This window comes from Cryobacterium sp. TMT1-66-1 (assembly GCF_004403435.1).
GTDB classification, from domain to species: domain Bacteria; phylum Actinomycetota; class Actinomycetes; order Actinomycetales; family Microbacteriaceae; genus Cryobacterium; species Cryobacterium flavum.
Genome location: NZ_SOGP01000025.1, coordinates 121,607 through 144,110, shown reverse-complemented (window position 1 = coordinate 144,110; position 22,504 = coordinate 121,607). Strand labels below are relative to the sequence as shown.

Genomic DNA, 22,504 nt, shown 5'->3' with positions numbered 1-22,504 from the left:
GTATACCTAGGTCATCGATAGAAGGAGCGCCATGACCACTACGAGTGCTGGCCAGAAGCGTGTGCGCCTGGCCGCCGACCCGGCTGATTTCGCTCGGCTCGGCCTCAACCCGCTCAGCACGGCGCAATTCGAAGACGGTCTGCGCACCGACCCGAACCGCCGTGGGTCGTACGAGTGGTGGTATTTCGACGCGAGTCTCGACGATGGCGCCAAGCTCGTCGTGGGCTTCTATACGAAGAACCCCGCGACGCCGGGCACCCGCCTGGCTCCGTTCGTGAACATAAACCTCGACCTGCCCGATGGACGGTCGTTCGAGAGGACTTTCGCGGCCGATCCCGAGCAGTTCAGTGCCTCCACCGACGGCTGCGATGTGCGCATCGGCGACAATCGTTTCAGCGGTGATCTACAGACCTACCGGGTGAGCGCATCCGTCGAGAACATCACGGTGAACGTGACGCTCAGCGGCACGGTGCCGGCCTGGCGGCCGGCGACCGGCTACGAGATGTTCGCGCGCAACGGCGTGGAGAAGACGTTCGCCTGGTTTGTGGCGGTGCCGAACGGGCGCGTCGACGCCGAGTACTCGGTCGACGGGCAGGTCGTCAAAACCACAGGGGTTGGCTACCACGATCACAACTGGGGCGATGCGCCTCTGCGTGAACTCATGCACAACTGGTATTGGGGACGCGCGCAGGTGGGGCCGTACAGCCTGATCGCCGCGCACATCACTGCCGAAAAGGCCTACGGCTACGAGCCGCTCACCACCCTGCATCTCGCCCGCGATGGTGTTGTCGTGGCCGACGACGGCACCAAAGTGGCGGTCACGACCGACCGTATCGGCATCGACGCTCCCACTGGTAAGCCGGTAGCGGATATCCTCACCTACGACTACCGCGCCGGCCCCGACCGCTTCACCATCACCTTCGAACGGGAGGAGACGCTGCTGCGCACACGATTCATCGACGTCGTGCCGCCGGCCGCGAAGCTGCTCGCGCGCGTGATGCGGTTCGACGCAGCCTACCTGCGTTTTACCGGAACCCTGGCTCTGCGCCGGTACCTCGACGATGTTCTGGTCGAGGAATACACCGAGACCAAGGCGCTCTGGGAGCTCATGTACCTGGGCAAGACCCGCCTTCCGGTGACCTGAGGGTTGTTCGCATGGCCGCAGCGCGCCCCGCAGGATCTGGGCCAGTGCGCGCGAGTTCCGCCTGGCGCGCAGCGGCGCAACTCCCGCGAAACTCTACGACGGAGTCTGCATCCCAGACGACTTGTGACGCCTTAAAGAATTGTGCCTCCCGCAGCCGGTCGGATTTGCTGAGCGAAGGACAAGGTCGATTTCATGCGAATCGAGACCTGTAGTTCGAAAGTGATTCGCATCACTTTCGAACTACACACCTGCGGAAATAGATGAGGTTCGCTGCGACCAAACTGCCATCCAGCGAGTCGACCACGTCCGTCCTCGCATGAAATCCTCGCGCCCGTGCCGGACATGCCTCAGTATGAGAGTTGTGACCGACACCGAGCGCGAAAAGCGGATGCGCAACCTGGTCGTGCTGGTCGGCGACCCTGTGCGCCACTACCTGCACCGCCGCACCGACGCCGCAACGGCCGACGACGTGATCGGCGACACCCTGCTCGTGTGCTGGCGCCGCCTCGACGAGGTTCCCGACGATGCCCTCCCCTGGGCGATCGTCGTCGCTCGACAGTGCCTCAGCAACGCCCAACGCGCCGAGCGTCGCCGCACGCGTCTCATCGGCCGCATCATCGCCATCGACCCTCCGCCGGCCGTTACGGACGAGAACCCCGCAGCATCCACCGTCGATGAAGGCACCGCCGTGGCGGCCCGCGTGACCGCAGCCCTCGCCGGCTTGCGTCGAAACGATGCCGAGATCCTGCGGCTGTGGGCGTGGGACGAGTTGACGAGCCCGCAGATTGCCGTTGTGCTCGGCATCAGCGCGAACGCAGCGGCGATCCGGCTGCACCGCGCGAAGGCGCGCCTCAAGCAGGAGCTACTGAAATCCGGCCACTCGACCGGACATATAACTTACGACGAAGGGAGCGAAGATGCACGACGATGACCGTGCGCTGCGCGATCAGCTGCGCGCCGCCGATCCGGCCCGCGCGCTGCCCCCTGCCTCGCCGACGTGGCTCGACCACAGAATGGAGCAGATCATGACCGACCAATCCTCACCCACCACGACCGCCACGCCCGAGACGCCACGACGCGCGTTCCGGCGGTGGATGCCGGTGGTCGGCGTCGCCGCCGGCCTCGCCATCGCCGCTGCAATCGTCGCGCCTCTCGTTCTCGGTGGCCCGGAACCCACCGTCGAGTCGCTGCAGCCTCCCATGGGCGGAGGCCTGGCGAGTGGCAGCTGCCTCCCGCTTGAGCCTGCGACCGTCGCGGCGCAGGAGCAGGCGTTCGCCGCGACGGTGCTGCAGATCCAGGGCAACACCGTTGTGCTGGAGGTCACGGAGCGCTTTGTCGGCGACGTCGCCGACCGCGTGGAGGTGGCGCAGGTCGACACGATGACCTCCGACTTCTCAGGCGTGCCCTTCGAGGTCGGCCAGAGCTACCTCGTCGGCGCAATCGATGGAACGATCACGGGATGCGGCGTGACCGGGGCTGACAGTGCCGAGCTTCGCGCGGTCTACGACGCAGCGTTCCCGGGCTGATCCGGGCTCGCGAGAGCGGTCGGGAACGCTGCGTGGTATCGTCCCATCGGCGTCAGACGGTGGGGAGAGGCTCACACAGCATCCGGTTGAACGAGAAATCGCTCCGGGTCGATTCAGGTGGGTACATGATGGGCGTTTGCTTGATCCTGAACCGCAACGATGGCCATAACTTGTTGTCGCGAGCGTCGGCCGCCACAGCGAGAATCACCTAGTACATAATTTTTCGGGTTAAGGCTTCCTCTGCACCAGTAAGCGCGGTCTACCCACCCGACATCGTTTTACGCCGACCATCGCGAGTTCTGGCACTACATGGACCTGATTGTCGATCCTGTCTCTATGTGCCCGATGAAGGTTAGCTCCTCGTCGAACAACAGTCCCTACTGTTCACCCTCGCCGACATGGAGACCGAGCTGCAAGCGGCGAGAGGACTGCTTCGACGCGCGGCCTGGCGTCGGCGGCGGACTTCGCGATCGCCGAACCAATTCTTGCCACGATGGGGGCGCGCATCGTGCACTGCGGCGACCCGAGCGCCGGACAAGCCGCAAAGATCTGCAACAACATGATCCTCGGCATCTCAATGATCGCCGTCAGCGAAGCATTCGTGCTCGGTGAAAAACTGGGCCTCACCCACCAGGCGCTCTTCGATGTCGCGTCCACGGCATCCGGTCAATGCTGGGTGCTGACCACCAACTGCCCCGTTCCCGGCCCGGTATCCACCAGCCAGGCCAAGCCCGGACGCAGCGGAGCGACTTACCAATCCACGGCTCGTCACTCACGGGAGCTCACAGCGCGGGTATCGGAATTTCTCGGACAGCATGGCCCTTGTACCAGCTATGACTACTATCGCAATCATCGGAGCTGGCTCAGGACTCGGGGCCGCCGTCGCGCGGCGATTCGGGGCCGAAGGCTTCACCGTCGCGCTCATCGCCCGCCACCAGGGACGCGTAGATGCCCTCGCCGCCGAACTGCTGGCCGAGGGCATCTCAGCACACGGCTTCGTCGCCGACGTGCGCGATCCGACCTCCATCACCCGCACTCTCGAACAGGTCGCAGAAACTCTCGGCCCGATCGAGGTACTGCAATACAGCCCGTTGCCGCAGAAGGACTTCATGCGCCCGGTTCTGGAGACCACTCCCGCCGACCTCGTTGGCCCAATCGAGTTCTCCATCTACGGACCCGTCACCGCCGTGCATCAGGTCCTCCCCGGCATGCGTTTCCTCGGCGCTAACCGAGGCACCATCCTCTTCGTCAACGGCGGATCCGCCGTGACCCCGGGCCGCAATGTCACCGGCACATCAATCGCATTCGCTGGACAGGCCGCCTACGCACAGCTGCTCAACGAGGCCCTCGGAGAAGAAGGAATCCAGGTCTCCCAGCTCATCATCGGCGGCCGCATCATCGCCGGCGATCCCGAGAAGGACCCGTCAGTGCTCGCTGAGCACCTCTGGAACCTTCACAGCCGTCGCGATCGCTTCCGCCACCAGATCAGCGCTGACTAGAAAGCGTCGTTCACTGTCAGGACGCGAATTTTCCGGTACCAGGCGGTTGCGTATACTCGTTTTCAGCGACACGGGGTGCCGACTGCATGACGGTCGGCTGAGATGACACCCGTTGAACCTGATCTAGTTCGAACTAGCGAAGGGATGTCACGGAGAATTACGTGCACTGCTTTGGTGCCGGATCTCGTCCTTTCGCCTTACCCAAGGTGAAGAAAATCATGCAAATAGCAGAACAGATTGTCCTGGTCACTGGCGGCGCACGCGGCCTGGGTAAAAGCATCGTGCACGCTTTCGCGGCTCTGGGCGCCCGGGTGGTCATCAACTATCGCAACAGCGCCGCAGCGGCGGAAACCTTGGCTTCCGGCTATGGGCCTGAACACGCTCTTGCCGTACAGGCCGACGTCACCGACCCGGCCCAGGTCGCGGCAATGCTCACGCAGGCGCAGGCACATTTCGGCTCCAGCGTGACAACGGTGGTCAATAACGCGTTGGTCGATTTCAGCTTCAACGGCGACGCCCGCTCCGGCGCTGCCGACATCAGCTGGGACGAATTCCAGGCGCAATTCTCGGGCAGCGTCCGCGGTGCCCTGAACACAACCCAGCAGGCGCTGGCAGGCATGCGCGAGGTCGGGTTTGGCCGCATCATCAACATCGGTACCAACCTGTTTCAGAACCCGGTGGTGCCCTACCACGACTACACGGCCGCCAAGGCCGCCCTGCTCTCCCTAACCCGCACCCTCGCCTCAGACCTCGGCCCGCACAACATCGCCGTAAACATGGTCTCCGGCGGGCTGCTGCGCACCACGGATGCCAGCGCGGCTACCCCCGAGGACGTGTTCGACTTCATCGCCGCCTCCACCCCGCTACGCAGAGTGACAACCCCGGCCGAATTTGCGGATGCGGTACTCTTTTTTGCCTCCCCCTGGGCGCGGTCGGTCACCGGGCAGAACCTGGTCGTCGACGGCGGCCTGGTAATGAACTAGGGCAGCGCCGGCCAGGTCAGCCCCACACCAGCTCCACTTCAATGCGTTCCTTATGGGTTGCGGCCACCACGGCGCCGCCTGGCGGCGGCCGCAGTCGCCCATCGAGCAATTGGGAGCTGCCCGGCCCCGTTCGCGGCGTAGGTCCTCGTCCGGCAGGTACTAAAGCCCCGGGGGAGTGACCGACTTGCTAATGCTGAGACCGGGGCGGCGACGGCCGGAAGTCTGCGAGGTTGACCGTGGATCCTGACGCGCGGGCGGGCGGGTGGGCGGGTGACGTGGCGACGAGCAGCCTCCCGGCGGGCCAGGATACACTCCTCGACACATGGAATTGAATATCGATGGCGCACCAGCACGGTGCGCTCCGGTTATCGTGTGAGCACGTGGATCTCCGCTGAGACAGCGTTCCTTATGATCTTGTGCCGACCTGGATAACGGCCATTGCGACCGCAATTGCTGTCGTCGTCGCCAGCTTGTGTACCTATCGGTAGATTCGGTTTACATCTGGCCAAATGCGTGAAGCTGCGACCACCGTTCCATTACTGGCCAGACCCCGGTTAGGCGCGGGCGGTAACCGGCAAGGATTCGGAAATCTCATCGGACGGTAGATCCTTGCGCGCCCAGTAGCTGGCGAGCACCGAACCCGATACGTTATGCCAGACCGAGAAAATTGCCGCTGGCAGCGCGGCTACCGGGTTGAAATGCGCCACGGCTAGGGCGGCAGCCAGGCCGGAGTTCTGCATGCCCACCTCGAAGCTGAGAGCTCGGCGACTGGCGACCGGAAGCCCGAACAGACGCCCAATGTAGTACCCAAGCGTCAGTCCGAGGGAGTTGTGCAGGATCACGGCGACGACCACGAGCACGCCAATCGACAACAGCGTGGAGGCACTGGCGGCGATGACGGCCGCAACCACGACGGTGATGCCGGCTACCGACAGCAGCGGCAAAACATCGAGAAAACGGTCCACCAGGCGCGGCACGATCATGCGCAGCACGAGCCCGAGCACTACCGGAACCAGCACGATCTGCACAATCGACACGAACAAAGCGCCAGCATTGACGGGCAGGGACTCTCCCACGAGCACCAGCACGAGCAGCGGCGTCAGCACGGGGGCCAGCAAAGTCGAAACGGACGTCATCGCCACAGACAACGCGGTATCGCCCTTAGAGAGGTAGACCATCACGTTGGACGCTGTACCTCCGGGCACAGAACCGACCAAAATCATGCCGGCCGTCAGCATGGGCGAAAGCCCCAGCGCGACGGCAATCCCGAAGCCGAGCAACGGCATCACGAAGAACTGGGCCGCAACGCCCAGCAGAAGCGCCCACGGCCGCCTGGCAATAATCGCGAAGTCAACCGGGCGCAGCGTCATACCCATTCCCAGCATGATCACGGCAAGTAGCCATGGGATCGCCACGGTCAGGCCGGAAAATGCGTCGGGGACAGCAAGCGCCAACGCTCCCGCAGCCAAAACAATAACGGCGAACCAACGCCCGACGAATGCGCTGACAGTTCTGATGCGGTCCATGATGAAACCATACCCACAATGGGCAGAAACCTCATGGCCGGCAGGTGCGATGGTGAACAGGAAGCGCGAACAGTTTGCCCACGATTCTGACCGGTTTCAACACGACAAACATGCCGCCTGCGCAACCTCACTTCTCAAAGCTGGCATCTGAACCCCTTGCAGAGCCGCCGGCCTGGTTCGGGTACACGCCGAGCGAGATTAGGTGTGTGCTCCCGTTCGAGGTGGTGAGCTCCACACAGGGATAGTTCTCTCCCGGCGCGATTCCCTCTCGCACAGCGTCAGCGAAGGCGTTTCCTCGATCGAGACGACCGGGTCGAGGTTGATCCAGACGTCGTCGGTCGTGGCACTCACGTAGGGACGGTGCCGGGAGTCATCGCGAGCGGGAAAGCCATTCAGGGCTGCTTGGGCGGCGCGTTCAGCCCGCCTTGCGGCGCGGTGCACGGCGATAGCTGCATACCGTGCTGCGGTGTGTGCACATCGAGTGAACAATAGGCCAAATTTGTGTCATAACGATAGGGTCGAGTAAGTCCCCGCCGTAGCGTGGTGATGTCAATGTCGAAATCACAGGTTTGGCTCGGGGGCGACTTTTTTGGTTGTACCGGGCTCAGAAAAGGACAACCAATTGAATAAGCGCACCATCACCGCGAGCTCCTTCACGCTCGCCCTGTTGAGCATCGTGGTATTGACCTCGTGCAGTGCCGCGACCGATACTGCCGCTTCCGGCGACGCCACTGGAACGCTCATCGTGTACACGAACTCCAACTCTGATGGGCGTGGCGAATGGATCACGGAGCAGGCCGCCGCTGCCGGCCTGGACATCGAGATCGTAGGCCTCGGCGGCGCCGACCTCGCCAACCGGATCGTGGCCGAGAAGAATAATCCCGTGGGTGACGTGGTCTTCGGGTTGAACAACATGTTCTTCGAAACGCTCAAGGCCGAGGAGGCTGTCTCCGCGTACACACCGGCCTGGTCCGGCGAAGTCGACAGCACCGCCGGCGACGCGGAGGACGGCGTATTCTGGCCGTTGGTTGAACAGGCCATCGTTATGGCCTACGACACCAACACGGTCAGCGCAGCCGATGCGCCCACCGAGATCGCCGACCTCTGGGACGGCGACCAGTACACCGGTAACTACGAAGTGAACACTGCCCTCGGCCAGGCGACACCACAGCTGGTGCTCGCGGGCCTTCTCGCTCCCTACGCGGACGAGGACGGCGACCTGGGTATATCCGACGATGGCTGGGACCAGGTGCAGGCATACTTCGGGCACGGTTCCCCTGCCGTCGAGGGCACCGACCTGTATGCCCGGTTGATCCGCGGTGAGGTCGATTTCGGCGTGATTCCGAGCAGCGGTATCACGAGTCGTGATACCGAGTACGGCACGGTCACCGGAGTCATCAGCCCCGAAGACGGTGTTCCGTACGTCACAGAGCAGATCGCCGTAATTAACGGCACTCCGCGCCAGGAGCAGGCCGAAGAGTTCATTGACTGGTTCGGTAGCTCCGACGTGCAGGGCCAGTTTGCGGCCAAATTCGCCGCTTACCCCGTGAACACCGAGGCCCGCGCTCAGGCGCTCCCCGCGGTCGTCGAGCTGATCGAATCACTGCCCAAGCAAGACATTGACTGGGCACTGACCCGGGAGCACATCGGCGAGTGGGTCGAGAAGACCGAGCTCGAGTACCTTCCCTAACGGTCATCCGCGCCGACGAGCGCCGACCTCCATCACCCGCCACAAGTCGCCGGGTGCGGCTTCGTCAACAGCCGCACCCGGTGGGAGTTCATATGATTAGATTTGACCACATCGAAGTGCGTTTCGGCGAACACACCGCCATTCCCGATCTCAATTTGGAGGTGAAGCAGGGTGAGTTCTTCACCCTGCTCGGGCCGTCCGGATGCGGGAAAACCACCGCGCTACGCACACTCGCCGGCTTCATCGAACCGACGAAAGGCGAGATCTATATCGATGGCCAGGCCGCGACGAAGCTTCCGAGCGAGAAGCGCAGCGTGGGAATGGTGTTTCAGAACTACGCCCTGTTCCCGAGTATGAGCGTGTGGGAAAACATCGCCTTCGGCCTGAAGGTGCGCAAGACAAAGAAGATGCAGACGGGTGCCCTCGTCGCGGAAATAGCCGGGCAGGTGGAGCTCACATCGGAGCAGCTCAGCAAGAACGTCTCCGAACTCTCCGGCGGCCAGCAGCAGCGCGTGGCCATCGCGCGCGCGCTCGTGCTCAAGCCGCGCATCCTGCTGCTCGACGAACCCCTCTCCAACCTCGATGCCAAGTTGCGGGTGCAGCTGCGCGAACAGCTCAAAAACCTGCAGCGCGAGCTCGGCATCACGACGGTCTACGTGACCCACGACCAGGAGGAAGCCCTGACGATGAGCGATCGCATCGCCGTGTTCAATCATGGCGTGGTGGAACAGGTGGGAACTCCGGAGGAGATCTACAACCGCTCGAGCACAGAGTTTGTGTGCACGTTCGTGGGTGCCATGAATAAGTTGTCGGGCGAGTTGGTGCAGCGGCTGCAGCGTGGTGGCGGTACCGCTCTGCACCCAAACAAGGCGTCATACCTGAGGCTCGAGAAGGTGTCGCTGCAGCCTCCTGCAAACGTGGCCGGCAGCATCCGTCTTGAGGGAATCGTCGCTGAACGCGCATACCACGGCGCGCACAGCACCTACACGATCGACTGTTCCGGCAGCATGATTCGCGCGCTCGTACCCGAGGGCGGCGCGGCGCCGCTTGCGCCCGGTTCGCGAGCCGAGCTACACATTGACCCCGCGTCGATCCTGCAGTATTAGCATGCGCACCTCCTCTTGGCGTTCCATGCTGCGGTCGCCCCTCGTGCTGATCGTGGCCCTGGTGACGGTGTGGTTCATCGCCACGTTCCTGATCTTTCCCAACGCCACCCTCCTGATCGGCACGTTCTTCCCCGACGGCCAGCTCAGCTTTCGCGCGTTCGAGAAACTGGTCAGCTCAGAGCGGGCCATGAACAGCCTGTGGCACAGCTTTCTGCTGGCCGGCACGCTCGCCGTGACGGTGAACGTGGTGGGTATTTTCATCGTGCTCGTCACCGATTATTTCGCCATTCGGGGTGCCCGGATACTGTGGCTCGGCTACGCGACAACCCTCATTTACGGCGGCATCGTGCTCGCCGCCGGGTACAACTTCATCTACGGTCGTTACGGCTTCGTCACGAACGCGGTGGGCAACTGGTTTCCCGACATCGACCGTGACTGGTTTTCCGGATATTTCGCCGTCGTGGTCGTGATGACTCTCGCCACGACCACCAACCACATGCTTTTTCTTGGTTCGTCACTCGCCAAGATCGATTACCAGACGATCGAGGCGGCCCGGAATATGGGGGCGGGAACCCTGCGCATTCTGTGGCGGATCGTGCTGCCGGCCCTGCGCCCGATGATCTTCGCCGTGACGGTGCTCACGTTCCTCACTGGACTTGGTGCGCTGACCGCTCCGATCGTGCTGGGCGGTACCGACTTTCAGACGGTTGCCCCGATGATTCTGACGTTCTCGAAGAGCAGCAGCTCACAGGATCTGGCCGCACTGCTCGCCATCATCCTGGGCCTGGCCACGATCGTGCTGCTGGCCATGATGAACCGGGCCGAGAAGTCCGGGGTGTATTTTTCTGTCGCCAAGGTGGCCACGCCGCTCCAAAAGCAGAAGATTCCCAATCGGGTCACCAACGGCGTCGTGCACGTGCTTGCCTATGCCTTGTTCGTGGTCTACGCGACGCCGGTACTGCTCATCGTGCTGTTCTCATTTCTCGACTCGACCGCCATCCTGCGCGGGATGATCACCTGGGATGCATTGACCTTCGACAATTACGCAACCGTTTTCGGCACCCCGTCGGTACTGCGCCCATTCATAGTGAGCGTCGTCTACAGCGCACTGGCTTCGGCGATCGTGGTACTGGGCATGTTGTTCGTCGCAAGGGTGCTACAGAAATATCGCAACCCAGTCACCGGGTTGCTCGAATACCTCCTCCATATCCCGTGGATCTTGCCCACGATCCTGATCGCGCTCGCGCTGGTCATGACGTTTGACCGGCCCCAAGCGCTCGTCGGCGGCCAGGTACTCACCGGCACCACCAGCCTCCTCTTGCTGGCCTACATCATTGTGAAGATCCCCTTCACCCTACGGCTGCTGAAAGCGGCATTCGCGTCGGTGCCAGAGTCGCTGGAAGACGCCGCGCGCATTCTCGGAGCGGGATCAATGTTCACCCTGCGCAAGGTACTCTTTCCCCTCGTAATCCCGACCGCAGCCGCGATCACGGCGCTCAACTTCAACAGCCTGCTCGACGACTACGATGCCGCCGTGTTCTTATACCACCCGCTATACCAACCATTGGGAATCGCCATCAAGGCCAGCACCGAGGGCGAAAACAACCTGGATTCGATGTCGATCACTTTCGTGTACACCGTGCTCCTGATGATCATCATGGGCCTGGCGATGTACCTCGTCTACGGGCGCAGCGGAGCCGCGACGCGACGCGCCCGCCGCCGCGCAAGCCGCAACTGATTCCTCCAACCGATACCTCGGCACATTTCAAGTTGTGCGGCCGAGGTGGCTTGTGAATTCGTCCGACGCCAAGGTCTGTAGCGTGTGATGTTCGGTAACGATCGTTCGCACGACACTCCCAGCGCGCTGCTTTAGTCGGCGCCGGTGGAGTCGGATCGAAGGGTCCGGATCCGTAGCCCGGGCGGTCGCGTGTGTTCCCTGGGGTGGATGGGTGGTCGGAATACTCACCGTGCGCGGGTGCGGTACCTTGGTATTGCTCGACACCTGGTTGTACATTGCGCCGGCGCTGTTCTTCCTCCTTCGAAGCGTATGGTTTGGCGTTTACGTGGGCACAGACGAGATTCGGATCCTGTCATGGCTATGTACACACCGCGTGGCCCGAGCGGACGTCGATGCGGTTTGGGTCCGGATCTACAACGGGTTTTCGATCCGCTGGTCGGCATTGCTTACCCTTTCGATGTCACACATGAGCTGATCACGTTGCTGTCGCGGCTGCCGCAGGAGCTATCGTGCGCAACAGACCAGCCATTCTGACCCGTGCCAGCGAATCCGATGGATCTCGACGTCAGGTGGAACCACGGGGCGCCGCCGTTCCGGCGCTCCACGGACCCGCTCATCCAGACCCACTGGATTGACGCGAACACCATCGTCCTCAGGCAGAGCCTGGCCATCAACTACGAAGCCCCCTTCCTCTATCTGATGTTCGGCGAGGCCCGCGCGCTACTGCTCGACACAGGAGCGACGTCCGACCCTGCGTCGTTCCCCCTCCGAGAGCTGGTCGACCGGCTGTGCAATGAATGGCTTGCCCAGCATCCACACGATGACTACGAACTAGTGGTTGCACACAGTCACTCCCATGGCGACCACATCGCCGCCGATGGGCAGTTCGCAGATCGACCACGTACCGTCCTAGTTGGGCACGCGCCGAGCGACGTCGCCGAGTTCTTCGGGCTCGTCGGCTGGCCCGCTGGGGAGGTGCATTTCGAACTCGGCGAGAGGCAGCTGGCGGTCCTTGCCATCCCCGGTCACGAAGCCTCGTCGATCGCGATCTGGGACCCCACCACCGAGCTCCTCTTCACGGGTGACACGGTCTACCCCGGCCGGCTCTACGTGCACGACATCGCCGCATTCCAGGACAGCGTCGACCGGCTCCTTGCCTTCTCAAAGCGCCACCCAGTGAGTCGAGTCATGGGAGCCCACATCGAAATGTCGAACCGCCGGGGCCGCGACTATGCACGCACCGTCGCCTACCATCCCCACGAAGCGCCGCTCCCGATGACCGTCGACCAGCTACGAGCGGTGGTCACTGCCACCCGCACGGTGGCCACCCGTCCCGGCGCGCATCGCTTCGACGACTTCGCGATCTTTAACGGGCCGTGCAAATCTGAAATGGCACGACAGAAACTGCGCGCCAGAATCCGAAGGCTCTGGCCATTCTGACCCCGACGCGTTGCGGGCGCGGCTTGGGTCTGCGCAATAATGAAACGAAAACGTCCGCTCAGGATTGTGAAGGAATTACGCGGGTTACAATTTTCGCCGATACTTTCTCTATTAAGGTATCCGTAGATTCTTAATCGTGGCGTTTGAGACCGTTGCGGGTCAGGTCATGAGTGGGCCGATGTTGAGTGCAAACCGCTGACGAGGTCTGTTCGAAATGTGCGCACCTGGGCCACTCAGTACAGGCACCCCAAATACGGTGCTGATGGCCTTCTTTAGGCCGCTGTGGGCGTCGGAGATGACGAGCTTAACACCGTCCAGGCCGCGCAATTTCAATGAGTGCACTACGTTGATAATCCAACGAATTAAACCCCGGAAATTACACCACTCAGGGGACGCAACCGTGCGTTGGCGCGTCCCGCCCACTGGTGGGGCCGCGTGGTCAGCGCGCCGAGTACCCGCCATCGACGAGATGGTAGCTGCCGGTGATGAAGCTAGCGTTTTCTGACAGCAGGAATATGACCAGGTCTGCGACCTCATCCGCCGTTCCCAGTCGGCCGATTGGGTGCAGGCCAACCAGCCCGTCGTACGTTTCTTTGGGCAGGGTGCTGAGCAGTGGAGTGTCGATATAACCGGGGCCAACGGCGTTGATGCGGATGCCCTTGGTCGCGTACTCGAGGGCGGCCGCCTTCGTCAGTCCGACTACGGCATGTTTTGCTGCGACGTACGATGAGGCGTTGAGTTCACCGTTGGTGCCGAGGACGGACGACACGTTCACGATGGAGCCACCGCCCGATTTCTCGATGGCGGGGATTTCGTAGCGAAGGCTGTAGAGGACGCCGTTCAGATTGACGTTGATGACCTTGTCCCAATCGGAAAGGTCGAGTTCGCCGACGGGGGCCGGGGCCGGGGCGATTCCCGCGTTGTTCACCGCGAGGTGAAGTGCGCCGTAGGTGTCGATCGCGAGCTGTACGGCAGCATCCGCTTGCGCCGGAACGGTCGTGTTCTGCTCGACTGCTGCGGCGGAGTGCCCGGCGGCCGTGATGTCTTCGGCTACCTTCAGCGCGGCGTCGAGCCTGAGGTCACTGACCACGACCGATGCGCCTGCCGCGGCCAGCTTTCGTGAGATGGCCGCCCCGATGCCGGAACCGCCGCCCGTGACGAGTGCCACTTTTCCCTGAAAATCAGTCATCGTGGTGTCTCCTTGTTGCTTGTCTGAGCTATGCACTCGCCTCCCTACTCGTGCCAGCTCACCGAGGGCTCCGAGGCGCACGGCCACTGAGCCGCTACAGAGCGGCATCGCCGGCGCCTGAAAACCAGCGCCGTTGACACGGGCCCGCCATGCAAGACCCTTAGTAGCACAGTCGGCCAGTTACCGGAGAGGGTCTCCAATAACTGGCCGACACGACTGTGAGCCGGTAGCCGCAGACCTGCCGGGGTCACCCGCAAAACCTGATCGAACTAGGCCGTTACCACGGTGTGGTGAAGCGTCTCGGGGAGTTGCTCACGAGTTGTCTTCGAGGATGAGCTGTGCCGCGTGCCAGGCGAGAGCCTGAGTCGGGGCATTGTTGTTCCCCGATGGCATGTGTGGGAAGACGGACGCGTCAACGACTCGCAGTCCCTCCACCCCGCGAACACGAAGCCGTGCGTCGACAACGTCGTCGTCATTGGGTCCCATGGCGCACGTGCCCAGGGTGTGGTACCCGGTTCCGCCGCGGTTGAGCGCGTTTTCGAGTATCTGCTCATCCGTGGTGTAGCCGGTGCCAGGGAGGGTCTCCTCGCGCACCAGTCGACTGATCGGACTCTGGGCCATGATTTCGCGTCCCTTTCTTGCCCCGAGAACGACCAGGCGGCGGTCGTGCTCGGTTTCGAGGAAATTCGCGGTAACCGTCGGCTTGTTCGACGGCAAGTTGCCGGTGATGTGGATGGATCCGGTACTCGTCGGGCGCAGCGGATACGTCAGGAACATCATTCCCGGGTTCTTGTCGACCTTCACTTTGCCCGACGTTAACGATGCCGCCGCCGTGGAGATGGGTGTGAAAAATCCCTGCGTATCCGGCCGCTCGGATTTCGGATCCGACTTGTAGTACATCAGCACGTTGTAACCACCGAACGACATGACGCCGTCACGTTGCATCAGATACTTCGTGCCGGTGAGCATCTGCCGGGAGACGTTGGAGAGCTGCTTGTTGTACCCGTCGGCGCCCTGCATCGAGAATTGAAAGCTGGTGCCGTGATGCTCGTGCAACCGTTCTCCGACGTTGGGGCTGTCCACGACTACTTTCACCCCGGCGGAACGTAGCTGATCTAAATCTCCGATGCCGGAGCGTTCGAGGAGAAGCGGAGTGTCGAGCGAACCGCCGGCCAGGAGCACTTCTTTACGGGCGGAGTAGTCGACCGTCACGCCCTTGCGCTCAACGCGCACGCCGGTGGCACGCTTCCCATCGAAGAGGACATATCCAACCTCCGAATGGCTTAGCACCGTCAAGTTGGGGCGCTGCCGAACCGGATGCAGATAGGCTTCCGCAGCGCTGACACGCAAGCCGTTCGCGATGTTCGACGATACGTATCCGACGCGCTCATTGTCGCTCCCGTTCAGGTCGTCTTCCCGGTTCATACCGAGCTTCCCTGCGGCGTCCATGAAGGCCTCACTGACTTCCTCGGGCGGCGAAGCCACGGAAATCCCAACGGGACCGCCGACGCCTCGAGTATTCGACGCGCCAAGTGCGTGGTCTTCAATGCTCTTGTAGGCACCCACAAAGGTGTCCCATCCCCAACCAGGATTTCCCGCCGCTTCGATCGAGTCGTAATCGGGTTTCCAGCCGCGATTCCAGACCATGCCGTTCACCCCGGTGGAACCGCCGATCATACGACCGCGGGACCACTGTTCTACGGAACCGGTTCCAAACGGTTCGGTGGCGAACTTCTTCGTGTACTTCGGGTCCGTCATCGTGAAATAGAACCCCTTCGGTACGAGAATCACCGGACTACGATCGGAGCCTCCGGCCTCAAGCAGCAAAACTTGATTTGCGGGGTCCTCACTCAACCGATTGGCCAGGACACATCCCGCCGCTCCGGCACCGACAATAATGTAGTCAAAAATCATGCTGAACTTCCTCTTCCTTGTGGATGATCAACGGACGCACCGATTTATGCGTCGACGACACTCGATTTATTACACCGAGTGTCTTAATTCAAGTATTGCCAGAGAGTATGGTCGAGTCAATGGCTTCCACCCCTGATACCGGAGAGAGTCGAGGGCGAGGACGTCCCCCGACAGTGTCCGTGGATGCCGTCGCCGAGATCGGCCTCGGCCTGTTTTTGAAAAACGGCTTCGACCAGACAACGATGACCGACATCGCCACTGCCGCAAGCATCGGGCGCAAGACGCTGTTCAACTACTTTCCGAACAAAGCCGACATCGTCTGGAACCGATTCAACCGGCAGCTCAAAGACCTCACCAACGCTCTGGAGAGGGCTCCCGCCGACATCGTCAGCACCGACGCGGTCGTGGCAGCGGTACTGTCCGGCCTACACACCTATCCCGCTGCCCTGCCCATCATGCGCGCCGAAGTCACTCTCATCCAGGCGGTTCCGGCGTTACAGAGTTACGCATATATGCAGGGTCAACCCTGGAGGGATGCCATCACCCACTTCATCGCTGATCGAGAGGGACTCGACCCCAAAGACACGCTGCCGGAAGTTCTCGGCCATGGCTACTGGCACGCCATGTTCGTCGGTTTTCGCAACTGGCTCCACTCGGGCCAAGCGTCCCCCTTGCCGTATGTCGAGACCGCCCTCCGCGACTACTCCCGAGCCCTACAAGCCGCATTCGCACACGAAAAGACTCAATAAAGCTGATCAAATCCTCAGCATCCGTCCTGGTCGTCAGTCAGCTGCGCCTTCGACCATTCGCTATTCGAAGTGATCGCCAATTGTGCAGCGGAATATCCGCCCACTTCAGGTGCTCGTCGACAAGGCGGGTTTCGTGATCACCAGCCGCGTTGTTTCCACTCGGAGAGCTTGCTCCGCTCGGCTCCAATCGTTGTACCTGCTCCATGGCCTGGGTGTACCAGTGTGTCGTCCGGAAGGTAGTCGAAGATTCGGGTGACGATGTCGTTGTACAACGATGCGAAACGCGTGGCATCACCGTCGGTGTTTCCAACTCCGCCTGGGAAGAGCGAATCACCAGTGAACAGATGGGCGGGACCAGATGGGTCGCGGTAGAGCACGGCAACCGACCCGGGGGTGTGTCCGCGCAGGTGGATTACTTCGAGTTCAATGCCTTCGATGGACCTAACTTCTCCGTGGTGCAAGGGTATGTCCGTAGGAACGGCAATGTCCGCAATATCGTCGAGCCCCGCCGAAGCTGGTGCCTTCGTTAGTTCCCTGACCTCGCCAAGTGCCCGCACATGATCCCAGTGCGAGTGTGTGGTGATTATGAGGGCCAGCCTGGCGATGGCACTGGTGTCTTTCTGTGCATCTTCGAGCAGGGTGAAGATGGCGGGTGCATCGTCCGCGGCGTCGATCAGGACCTGGGCGCCGTTGGATTTCGAAGTGAGTACGTACACGTTATTGCTCATCTCAGACACTGAGATGCTGCGAACCGTAAGAGCATTGAGATCGTGCATAGTCCTGTTCCTATAACCGGTTGCTGGTCTCGCTCGGTGGCGTCGCGGGGCTAGCGGTAAATAACCTCTGTTCGTCGCGGTGCCTCGAGTTCATGGACCACTGGGTGCGCCTCTTGGCGGCTCGGGTGATCAGATGGATAGCGGGGGTCACGTCGATCAATTCAGCAATCACCCATTTTTTTTGCTACTCGGGCATCGTCATTTCTCCCAATGGGCCCCAACCTTCAGCATCGATACGCTCGCTGATGACCTCTGGAATCTTCACGAGCGCTTGAGGCATAGCCTTCATAGCCGCCGAGAAGTGAGTGCTGTTCACGTGAGCTCCCGCGGCGTCATCGTGGAATGCCTCGACGAGGACGAACTCGTGAGGATCGTCAACACTGCGCGACCAGTCGAACCACAGGTTGCCTGGTTCCTGGCGAGTGGCCTCTGTGAAACCTCGTGTGAGGTCCAGCCAGCGATCACTCCAATCTGGTTTCACTGTGAACTTGGCAACGATGAAAATCATGGAATGGTTCCTTTCCTGGATCACGTCCCATTGAATGGTGGCGCTTCCTGAAAACCTGACGGTGAGTTGTCCTAGTTTAGGTGGGGTTGTCGATAGCGGTAGTCTGATGATGGATATGTCGGCGTCGTGCTCGTCGGGGAGTTCTCCGGCACTGCACGACGACTGTGTCTATGTCTGCGATCGCCACCAAAACAATGTGTCCCGGGTGCGCCGGCATCACCGGATGAGGGCCATCGAACCGGAATCTCAGTGCCGTTCGATTATTTCACCAGAGGTAGCCACAGCGTGCCGCTACTAGACCCCTGGGATAGGCGTCGCGACGAGTGACCTGATGAGCGCAGTTAGTCGGTGCGCTGGGACGCCGCTTAAACCAGAAATCGCTCCTGAAAATCCTCAGGAGCGATTTCTTTTTGTTTCGACCGGGCCGTTTCGTGAACAGTTTCGCGAACGGCCCTTTGGTGGGCTGACAGGATTCGAACCTGCGACCCCTTGCAGGTTCTAGCCTAAATTCTGTCCTTGCCGAAAGTTCCCGAAAACCCGCGGATTTCCTTGTGTTTGCAGGGAACCGGGCGGTTCGCTGCCGCCAATCGTACGTCATCGTTTTGGGTCATTTAGTGATGAATGTGATGGGTAAATGATGACCTTGTGAACCGCTTTTGGCGGGCGCACAGTCGTGGAACGACCGCGGCCCTGACGCGGTCCATGACGCTGACCGGCGCACCACGCGTCACCTCGGCAGCCGCGCTGCAAACACCGCCCACACGTTCGTTGCCGGCCGTGCCGTTTCATGAAAAAGGCCCCGGCTCGCCGCCGCTGGGGAGAACCCCGAGCTCGGGCAACTCGCCATCTAAACTTGGCCGGGTACCAACGGAAGGAACCATCATGAGCATGGAAGGCGCGGCCTGGAGCTCGCTGCACAAGATCTCGAGCGCCAGGGACGGCAAACACGGCTTCTCCCGTGAGTCCGTGCGACGGATCATGACGTTCGCGGTGCCCTACCGGTCCAAGCTGCTGATCTTCATCACCCTTTCCACCGTGGGAGCTTTCCTCGCTGTCGCGACGCCGGTACTCGCCGGCCAGGTGGTCGACGTCATCGTCGCCCAGGGCGCGGTCACCACGATTGTGTGGCTCGCCGTCGTCATCGCCCTCGTGGCAGTGGCTGACGCCGCCGTGTCACTCGTGACGCGGTGGTACTCGGCGCGGATCGGTGAAGGCGTGATCCTCGACCTCCGCACCGCGGTCTTCAACCACGTGCAGAAGATGCCGATCGCGTTCTTCACCCGCACACGAACGGGCGCCCTCGTGAGCCGCCTCAACAACGATGTGATCGGCGCTCAGCAGGCCTTCAGCGGCACGCTTTCCGGCGTGGTCACGAACGTCGTGGCACTGATCCTCACCCTGATCGTCATGCTCAGCACGTCCTGGCTCGTGACGGTTCTCGCCGTGATCATGCTCCCCATCTTCCTGGTACCCGCCCGCCGCATGGGAAGCCGCCTCGCAGCGCTCCGCCGCGAGGCCGCCGACCACAATTCCGCCATGAGCACGCAGATGACCGAGCGCTTCTCAGCGCCCGGCGCCACCCTCGTCAAGCTGTTCGGCCGGCCCGACGAGGAGGCCGAGGAGTTCCGCGTCCGCGCCGCCCGTGTCCGCGACATCGGTGTGCGCGCCGCAATGCTGCAGTTCGTGTTCTACACCGCCCTGATGCTCGTCTCCGCTCTCGCCCTCGCGCTCGTGTACGGGCTCGGCGGCGCCCTCGCACTAGCCGGCCAGCTGAACACCGGCGACGTGGTCACCCTGGCGCTTCTCCTCACCCGCCTCTACGCGCCGCTCACCGGCCTCGCAAACGCACGGGTGGAGATCATGAGCGCGGTGGTCAGCTTCGAGCGCGTCTTCGAGGTGCTCGACCTCGACCCGCTCATCAAGGAGAAGCCCGACGCCATCGCCGTGCCCGAAGGCCCGGTGTCCGTCGAGTTCGACAACGTGCGCTTCGCCTACCCGTCCGCGGACAAGGTGTCTCTCGCCTCTCTCGAGGAGGTTTCCACATTGGACACGCGCGGCGGCGAGGAGGTGCTGCACGGCGTGTCCTTCAGGATCGAGCCGGGTCAGACGGTTGCCCTCGTTGGTTCGTCCGGTGCCGGCAAATCCACGATTGCGCAGCTCCTCTCGCGCCTGTACGACGTCGACAGCGGCGCCGTGCGCCTCGCGGGGACGGATGTCCGCGATGTCACGTTCGCCTCCATGCGCCATACCCTGGGCATGGTGACGCAAGACGGCCACCTGTTCCACGAGACCATCCTCTCCAATCTGCGCCTCGCGAGGCCGGAAGCGTCCGACGATGAGGTGTGGGACGCCGTCCGCCGTGCGCGGCTCGAGCCGCTCATCCGGTCCCTGCCCGACCAGCTGAACACCATGGTGGGCGAGCGTGGCTACCGATTGTCCGGGGGTGAGCGCCAGCGGATGACCATCGCGAGGCTCCTGCTCGCCCAGCCGCGCGTCGTCATCCTCGACGAGGCGACGGCGGCGCTGGACTCGACGTCTGAGGCCGCCGTGCAGGCGGCGCTCAGCGAGGCGCTCGAGGGACGGACAGCGATGGTGATCGCACACCGCCTCTCCACCATCCGCAGCGCGGACCTGATCCTCGTGGTTGAGGACGGCTCGATCGTGGAGCGCGGTACGCACGAGGAACTGCTGGCTGTGGGTGGGCGGTACGAGGAATTGCACCGGACCCAGTTCGCCGTGCAGAAGAATGTTGCGGCGGATGCGGATGCGGATGCGGATGCGGATGCGCTAAGCGGGATCTAGTCACTGAGCACTTCGCCACCATGCGGTCCGGCGCCTGAGCCGGACGACCGACGAGTCGGTGGCGCTGGTAATCACGGCAGCGTAACCGACTCCGGCTCGGTGGCCACACGTCAAGCGCGGGGGGAGAGCGACGTGAGTTGGCGAAGGGTGGCTTCGATGCCGGCGGCGTTCTGCCGAGGAAAGCCGAGCAGCTCGTAGACCTTTCCCTGAACGGCTGGGACGGTGCTGTAGTCAAACGTCTCAGTAACGCGCGTAGACGTGGGCGTGAGCGGCGTGAGTTCCCAGCGCCACCGGTGTCCCGCGGGGTGACGCCACTCTACAAGCCGACCGTCTTCGATGCGCGTCACCGTGCTGGTGATGCGATACGGGACGCCGAACTGCTTCATCGCTACCGAGAATTTTGCGCCCTGGGTGAGTCGCCGCGGCCCCGACACCGTACCGCCGACGGTGCCCGAGCCGTCCAGCTCACCGTGACGGTGCGGATCAGCCACCAACGCGAAGACGTCTTCGGCCGAAGCCGGCACCTCAACAGTGCGCGCGACTTGGCGCGGCCCTTGCTCAACCTGTTCGACCGTCATACTGCTCAGCCTAGGTGGGGGCTGTCTCTTAGACGGTGTTTCCGGCTTGACGTGCTGCACGTGGGTCTTTCGAGAGCAGCGTCGATGCAACGAATTGCCGCTACGCGGGGTCGACAAGGGCGCCGTCATCCTCGTCGCCCCAAGACTCAACAAGCGTGATTAGCCCGCGCGAATCGCGAATCGAAAGCACGAGCGCAATGATCGCGGTCGCGATTCCGATAACGCCCAGGGGGTTCGCGATACCAATAGCGATATCCAACGCAGGCTGTGTGGGTCCGCTGATGATTGTCTGCAAACCGCGAGGTGTTGAATCTGGAAGCGTGAGTCCCAACAAGAGTCCGCTAACGCCTGATGCAAGGAAAAACGCGTATGTTATCGCGCGAGTTTCGAACCCTCGACGTGCCGTGCGTCGTACCGCGAGCCCCGTGAACACCAGCAAGGCGGCAAAAATCACACCCAGCGTCGCCGCGTAGATGATGGTGAGGTCGCCACCGATCCCGAAGAGGTGGCGGCCGAAAGAGATCCACGCGGCCACCGCGATACCAGCAACCACGACCACGCCACCCATGTGCCCTGAGCGCGAGGCACTAGGCGTCGCGCGAACTCGAATTACGCTGTACGTCATCACGCGCTCTCCATCACTGTGCTCGTTACAACATCTCCCAGAGCGCTAAGCGATCTGTCGCCCTCCAACCAGAAGCTGATCTCACAATAAGGCCATCGAGCGCGCTGTGTGACTTGGACACCGCAGACTGCGTCACGCCGGTTTCCTTCGCCAGCTCAACTTGGGATCGAGGCTCCCCGTCGAGGAAATACGCACGCATGATTGCCCAGCGACCCCACGGGTTGCGTCGTCGGCCAGGCACAGCCACTGACGCATGCGCCGCCACGATCACGTCTGGCGAGTGTATCTCCTCGCGGTCCCAGACAAGGAGTCGATCCCTGAGCGATACAACGCCCAACCGCCGATCGCGCTTCGCGGCGTCGATGAGGCCGCGGCTTGCGACGGGCACGACGACCAAGACACGCTCCTGGGCATTCTCAAGCAAATGCAGGGCGTCCCATTCATAGATCGTCTTTTGCCGCACCTTCACTTGCACTGCAGCGGTTTCGCCGTCGCGGCTCACGAGAAGGCCAACGCCCCGACGCTGGTCGGAACGCACGGACACGTCGAAACCGGCCGCGATGAGCACGTCAACTGCGTCAGACTCAGAAATCGCCGAAGCCGGCACTGTGATCCTCATATTCCTTTTAGTGAGTTATTTCACTAGAACTACTAGTACGTATTTTCTCTAGACGGAATCCAGCAAGATGCCGCGAGCCTGAGTTTTGATCC

General features: G+C 62.2%; 19 protein-coding genes, 3 pseudogenes and 1 riboswitch. Of the genes and pseudogenes, 13 read left to right on the top strand and 9 right to left on the bottom strand.

The window, feature by feature from the left end:
• The first annotated feature begins 31 nt into the window (after positions 1-31).
• The 7 genes and pseudogenes from E3T29_RS19390 (at position 32) to E3T29_RS19360 (ending at position 5,152) form a co-directional block, all read left to right on the top strand.
• The gene (locus E3T29_RS19390) at positions 32-1,144 is read left to right on the top strand and encodes a lipocalin-like domain-containing protein (protein WP_134347099.1); all 1,113 of its coding nucleotides are present in this window, start codon (positions 32-34) and stop codon (positions 1,142-1,144) included.
• Between the two features lie 361 nt (positions 1,145-1,505).
• Positions 1,506-2,075, top strand: a complete 570-nt coding sequence (locus E3T29_RS19385; RefSeq protein ID WP_134347098.1) for an RNA polymerase sigma factor — start codon at positions 1,506-1,508, stop codon at positions 2,073-2,075.
• Between the two features lie 94 nt (positions 2,076-2,169).
• On the top strand, positions 2,170-2,670 hold the full coding sequence (locus E3T29_RS19380; protein ID WP_134347097.1) for a hypothetical protein: 501 nt from the start codon (positions 2,170-2,172) through the stop codon (positions 2,668-2,670).
• A gap of 398 nt (positions 2,671-3,068) precedes the next feature.
• Positions 3,069-3,137 (top strand): annotated as a pseudogene (locus E3T29_RS20810) (hypothetical protein); the annotation flags it as partial.
• Positions 3,131-3,418, top strand: a pseudogene (locus E3T29_RS19370) (NAD-binding protein); the annotation flags it as partial. The pseudogenes E3T29_RS20810 and E3T29_RS19370, both read left to right, overlap by 7 nt.
• Positions 3,419-3,503: 85 nt before the next feature.
• Positions 3,504-4,169 carry an SDR family NAD(P)-dependent oxidoreductase gene (locus E3T29_RS19365; RefSeq protein WP_134347096.1) on the top strand — a complete coding sequence of 222 codons (666 nt, stop codon included), beginning with the start codon at positions 3,504-3,506 and terminating at the stop codon, positions 4,167-4,169.
• Between the two features lie 61 nt (positions 4,170-4,230).
• Positions 4,231-4,331: riboswitch (TPP riboswitch) on the top strand.
• Between the two features lie 56 nt (positions 4,332-4,387).
• Positions 4,388-5,152 carry a 3-oxoacyl-ACP reductase gene (locus E3T29_RS19360; RefSeq protein WP_104088416.1) on the top strand — a complete coding sequence of 255 codons (765 nt, stop codon included), beginning with the start codon at positions 4,388-4,390 and terminating at the stop codon, positions 5,150-5,152.
• A 554-nt stretch (positions 5,153-5,706) separates the two neighbouring features.
• Here the strand turns inward: E3T29_RS19360 and E3T29_RS19355 are convergent.
• On the bottom strand, positions 5,707-6,678 hold the full coding sequence (locus E3T29_RS19355; RefSeq protein ID WP_134347095.1) for a bile acid:sodium symporter family protein: 972 nt from the start codon (positions 6,676-6,678) through the stop codon (positions 5,707-5,709).
• 622 nt (positions 6,679-7,300) lie between these two features.
• Between E3T29_RS19355 and E3T29_RS19350 the strand changes: the two genes are divergently transcribed.
• From E3T29_RS19350 to E3T29_RS19335, 4 genes are all read left to right on the top strand, one after another.
• Complete coding sequence (locus E3T29_RS19350; RefSeq protein WP_134347094.1) at positions 7,301-8,368, top strand: extracellular solute-binding protein; 1,068 nt, start codon at positions 7,301-7,303, stop codon at positions 8,366-8,368.
• A 92-nt stretch (positions 8,369-8,460) separates the two neighbouring features.
• Positions 8,461-9,474, top strand: a complete 1,014-nt coding sequence (locus tag E3T29_RS19345) for an ABC transporter ATP-binding protein (RefSeq protein ID WP_134347093.1) — start codon at positions 8,461-8,463, stop codon at positions 9,472-9,474.
• A gap of 1 nt (position 9,475) precedes the next feature.
• Positions 9,476-11,212, top strand: a complete 1,737-nt coding sequence (locus tag E3T29_RS19340) for an iron ABC transporter permease (RefSeq protein WP_104088410.1) — start codon at positions 9,476-9,478, stop codon at positions 11,210-11,212.
• 552 nt (positions 11,213-11,764) lie between these two features.
• Positions 11,765-12,652 carry an MBL fold metallo-hydrolase gene (locus E3T29_RS19335; RefSeq protein WP_134347092.1) on the top strand — a complete coding sequence of 296 codons (888 nt, stop codon included), beginning with the start codon at positions 11,765-11,767 and terminating at the stop codon, positions 12,650-12,652.
• Positions 12,653-12,901: 249 nt separating this feature from the next.
• On the opposite strand, the pseudogene E3T29_RS19330 reads toward E3T29_RS19335, so the two are convergent.
• From E3T29_RS19330 to E3T29_RS19320, 3 genes and pseudogenes are all read right to left on the bottom strand, one after another.
• Positions 12,902-12,988: pseudogene (locus E3T29_RS19330) on the bottom strand (transposase); the annotation flags it as partial.
• Positions 12,989-13,091: 103 nt separating this feature from the next.
• Positions 13,092-13,841 carry an SDR family NAD(P)-dependent oxidoreductase gene (locus E3T29_RS19325; RefSeq protein ID WP_134347091.1) on the bottom strand — a complete coding sequence of 250 codons (750 nt, stop codon included), beginning with the start codon at positions 13,839-13,841 and terminating at the stop codon, positions 13,092-13,094.
• Positions 13,842-14,153: 312 nt separating this feature from the next.
• Positions 14,154-15,755, bottom strand: a complete 1,602-nt coding sequence (locus E3T29_RS19320; RefSeq protein ID WP_134347090.1) for a GMC family oxidoreductase — start codon at positions 15,753-15,755, stop codon at positions 14,154-14,156.
• Between the two features lie 119 nt (positions 15,756-15,874).
• Here E3T29_RS19320 and E3T29_RS19315 point away from each other — a divergent pair, with 119 nt between their 5' ends.
• Positions 15,875-16,504, top strand: a complete 630-nt coding sequence (locus E3T29_RS19315; protein ID WP_166792476.1) for a TetR family transcriptional regulator — start codon at positions 15,875-15,877, stop codon at positions 16,502-16,504.
• A 137-nt stretch (positions 16,505-16,641) separates the two neighbouring features.
• Here E3T29_RS19315 and E3T29_RS19310 read toward each other — a convergent pair whose 3' ends face one another.
• Complete coding sequence (locus tag E3T29_RS19310) at positions 16,642-17,280, bottom strand: MBL fold metallo-hydrolase (protein ID WP_104088399.1); 639 nt, start codon at positions 17,278-17,280, stop codon at positions 16,642-16,644.
• Positions 17,281-17,464: 184 nt separating this feature from the next.
• On the bottom strand, positions 17,465-17,788 hold the full coding sequence (locus tag E3T29_RS19305) for a putative quinol monooxygenase (RefSeq protein WP_134347088.1): 324 nt from the start codon (positions 17,786-17,788) through the stop codon (positions 17,465-17,467).
• Between the two features lie 882 nt (positions 17,789-18,670).
• On the opposite strand from E3T29_RS19305, the gene E3T29_RS19295 reads away from it, so the two are divergent.
• Positions 18,671-20,590 (top strand): ABC transporter ATP-binding protein, encoded by a 1,920-nt coding sequence (locus E3T29_RS19295; RefSeq protein WP_134347087.1) that lies wholly within the window; start codon positions 18,671-18,673, stop codon positions 20,588-20,590.
• Between the two features lie 110 nt (positions 20,591-20,700).
• On the opposite strand, the gene E3T29_RS19290 is transcribed toward E3T29_RS19295, so the two are convergent.
• The 3 genes from E3T29_RS19290 to E3T29_RS19280 all read right to left on the bottom strand — a co-directional run bounded on the left by E3T29_RS19290 (position 20,701) and on the right by E3T29_RS19280 (position 22,412).
• Positions 20,701-21,168, bottom strand: coding sequence for an SRPBCC family protein (locus E3T29_RS19290; RefSeq protein ID WP_134347086.1), 468 nt, complete (start codon positions 21,166-21,168; stop codon positions 20,701-20,703).
• 100 nt (positions 21,169-21,268) lie between these two features.
• Positions 21,269-21,793, bottom strand: a complete 525-nt coding sequence (locus tag E3T29_RS19285) for a hypothetical protein (RefSeq protein WP_134347117.1) — start codon at positions 21,791-21,793, stop codon at positions 21,269-21,271.
• A 25-nt stretch (positions 21,794-21,818) separates the two neighbouring features.
• On the bottom strand, positions 21,819-22,412 hold the full coding sequence (locus tag E3T29_RS19280) for a hypothetical protein (RefSeq protein WP_134347085.1): 594 nt from the start codon (positions 22,410-22,412) through the stop codon (positions 21,819-21,821).
• Between the last annotated feature and the right edge of the window lie 92 nt (positions 22,413-22,504).

Excerpts from the sequence above, each read along its gene's own strand:
- E3T29_RS19390 (WP_134347099.1), top strand. The coding sequence starts at position 32 with ATGACCACTACGAGTGCTGGCCAGAAGCGTGTGCGCCTGGCCGCCGAC.
- E3T29_RS19380 (WP_134347097.1), top strand. The coding sequence starts at position 2,170 with ATGACCGACCAATCCTCACCCACCACGACCGCCACGCCCGAGACGCCA.
- E3T29_RS19365 (WP_134347096.1), top strand. The coding sequence starts at position 3,504 with ATGACTACTATCGCAATCATCGGAGCTGGCTCAGGACTCGGGGCCGCC.
- E3T29_RS19360 (WP_104088416.1), top strand. The coding sequence starts at position 4,388 with ATGCAAATAGCAGAACAGATTGTCCTGGTCACTGGCGGCGCACGCGGC.
- E3T29_RS19355 (WP_134347095.1), bottom strand. The coding sequence starts at position 6,678 with ATGGACCGCATCAGAACTGTCAGCGCATTCGTCGGGCGTTGGTTCGCC.
- E3T29_RS19345 (WP_134347093.1), top strand. The coding sequence starts at position 8,461 with ATGATTAGATTTGACCACATCGAAGTGCGTTTCGGCGAACACACCGCC.
- E3T29_RS19340 (WP_104088410.1), top strand. The coding sequence starts at position 9,476 with ATGCGCACCTCCTCTTGGCGTTCCATGCTGCGGTCGCCCCTCGTGCTG.
- E3T29_RS19335 (WP_134347092.1), top strand. The coding sequence starts at position 11,765 with ATGGATCTCGACGTCAGGTGGAACCACGGGGCGCCGCCGTTCCGGCGC.
- E3T29_RS19325 (WP_134347091.1), bottom strand. The coding sequence starts at position 13,841 with ATGACTGATTTTCAGGGAAAAGTGGCACTCGTCACGGGCGGCGGTTCC.
- E3T29_RS19320 (WP_134347090.1), bottom strand. The coding sequence starts at position 15,755 with ATGATTTTTGACTACATTATTGTCGGTGCCGGAGCGGCGGGATGTGTC.
- E3T29_RS19315 (WP_166792476.1), top strand. The coding sequence starts at position 15,875 with ATGGCTTCCACCCCTGATACCGGAGAGAGTCGAGGGCGAGGACGTCCC.
- E3T29_RS19310 (WP_104088399.1), bottom strand. The coding sequence starts at position 17,280 with ATGCACGATCTCAATGCTCTTACGGTTCGCAGCATCTCAGTGTCTGAG.
- E3T29_RS19305 (WP_134347088.1), bottom strand. The coding sequence starts at position 17,788 with ATGATTTTCATCGTTGCCAAGTTCACAGTGAAACCAGATTGGAGTGAT.
- E3T29_RS19295 (WP_134347087.1), top strand. The coding sequence starts at position 18,671 with ATGAGCATGGAAGGCGCGGCCTGGAGCTCGCTGCACAAGATCTCGAGC.
- E3T29_RS19290 (WP_134347086.1), bottom strand. The coding sequence starts at position 21,168 with ATGACGGTCGAACAGGTTGAGCAAGGGCCGCGCCAAGTCGCGCGCACT.
- E3T29_RS19285 (WP_134347117.1), bottom strand. The coding sequence starts at position 21,793 with ATGACGTACAGCGTAATTCGAGTTCGCGCGACGCCTAGTGCCTCGCGC.
- E3T29_RS19280 (WP_134347085.1), bottom strand. The coding sequence starts at position 22,412 with ATGAGGATCACAGTGCCGGCTTCGGCGATTTCTGAGTCTGACGCAGTT.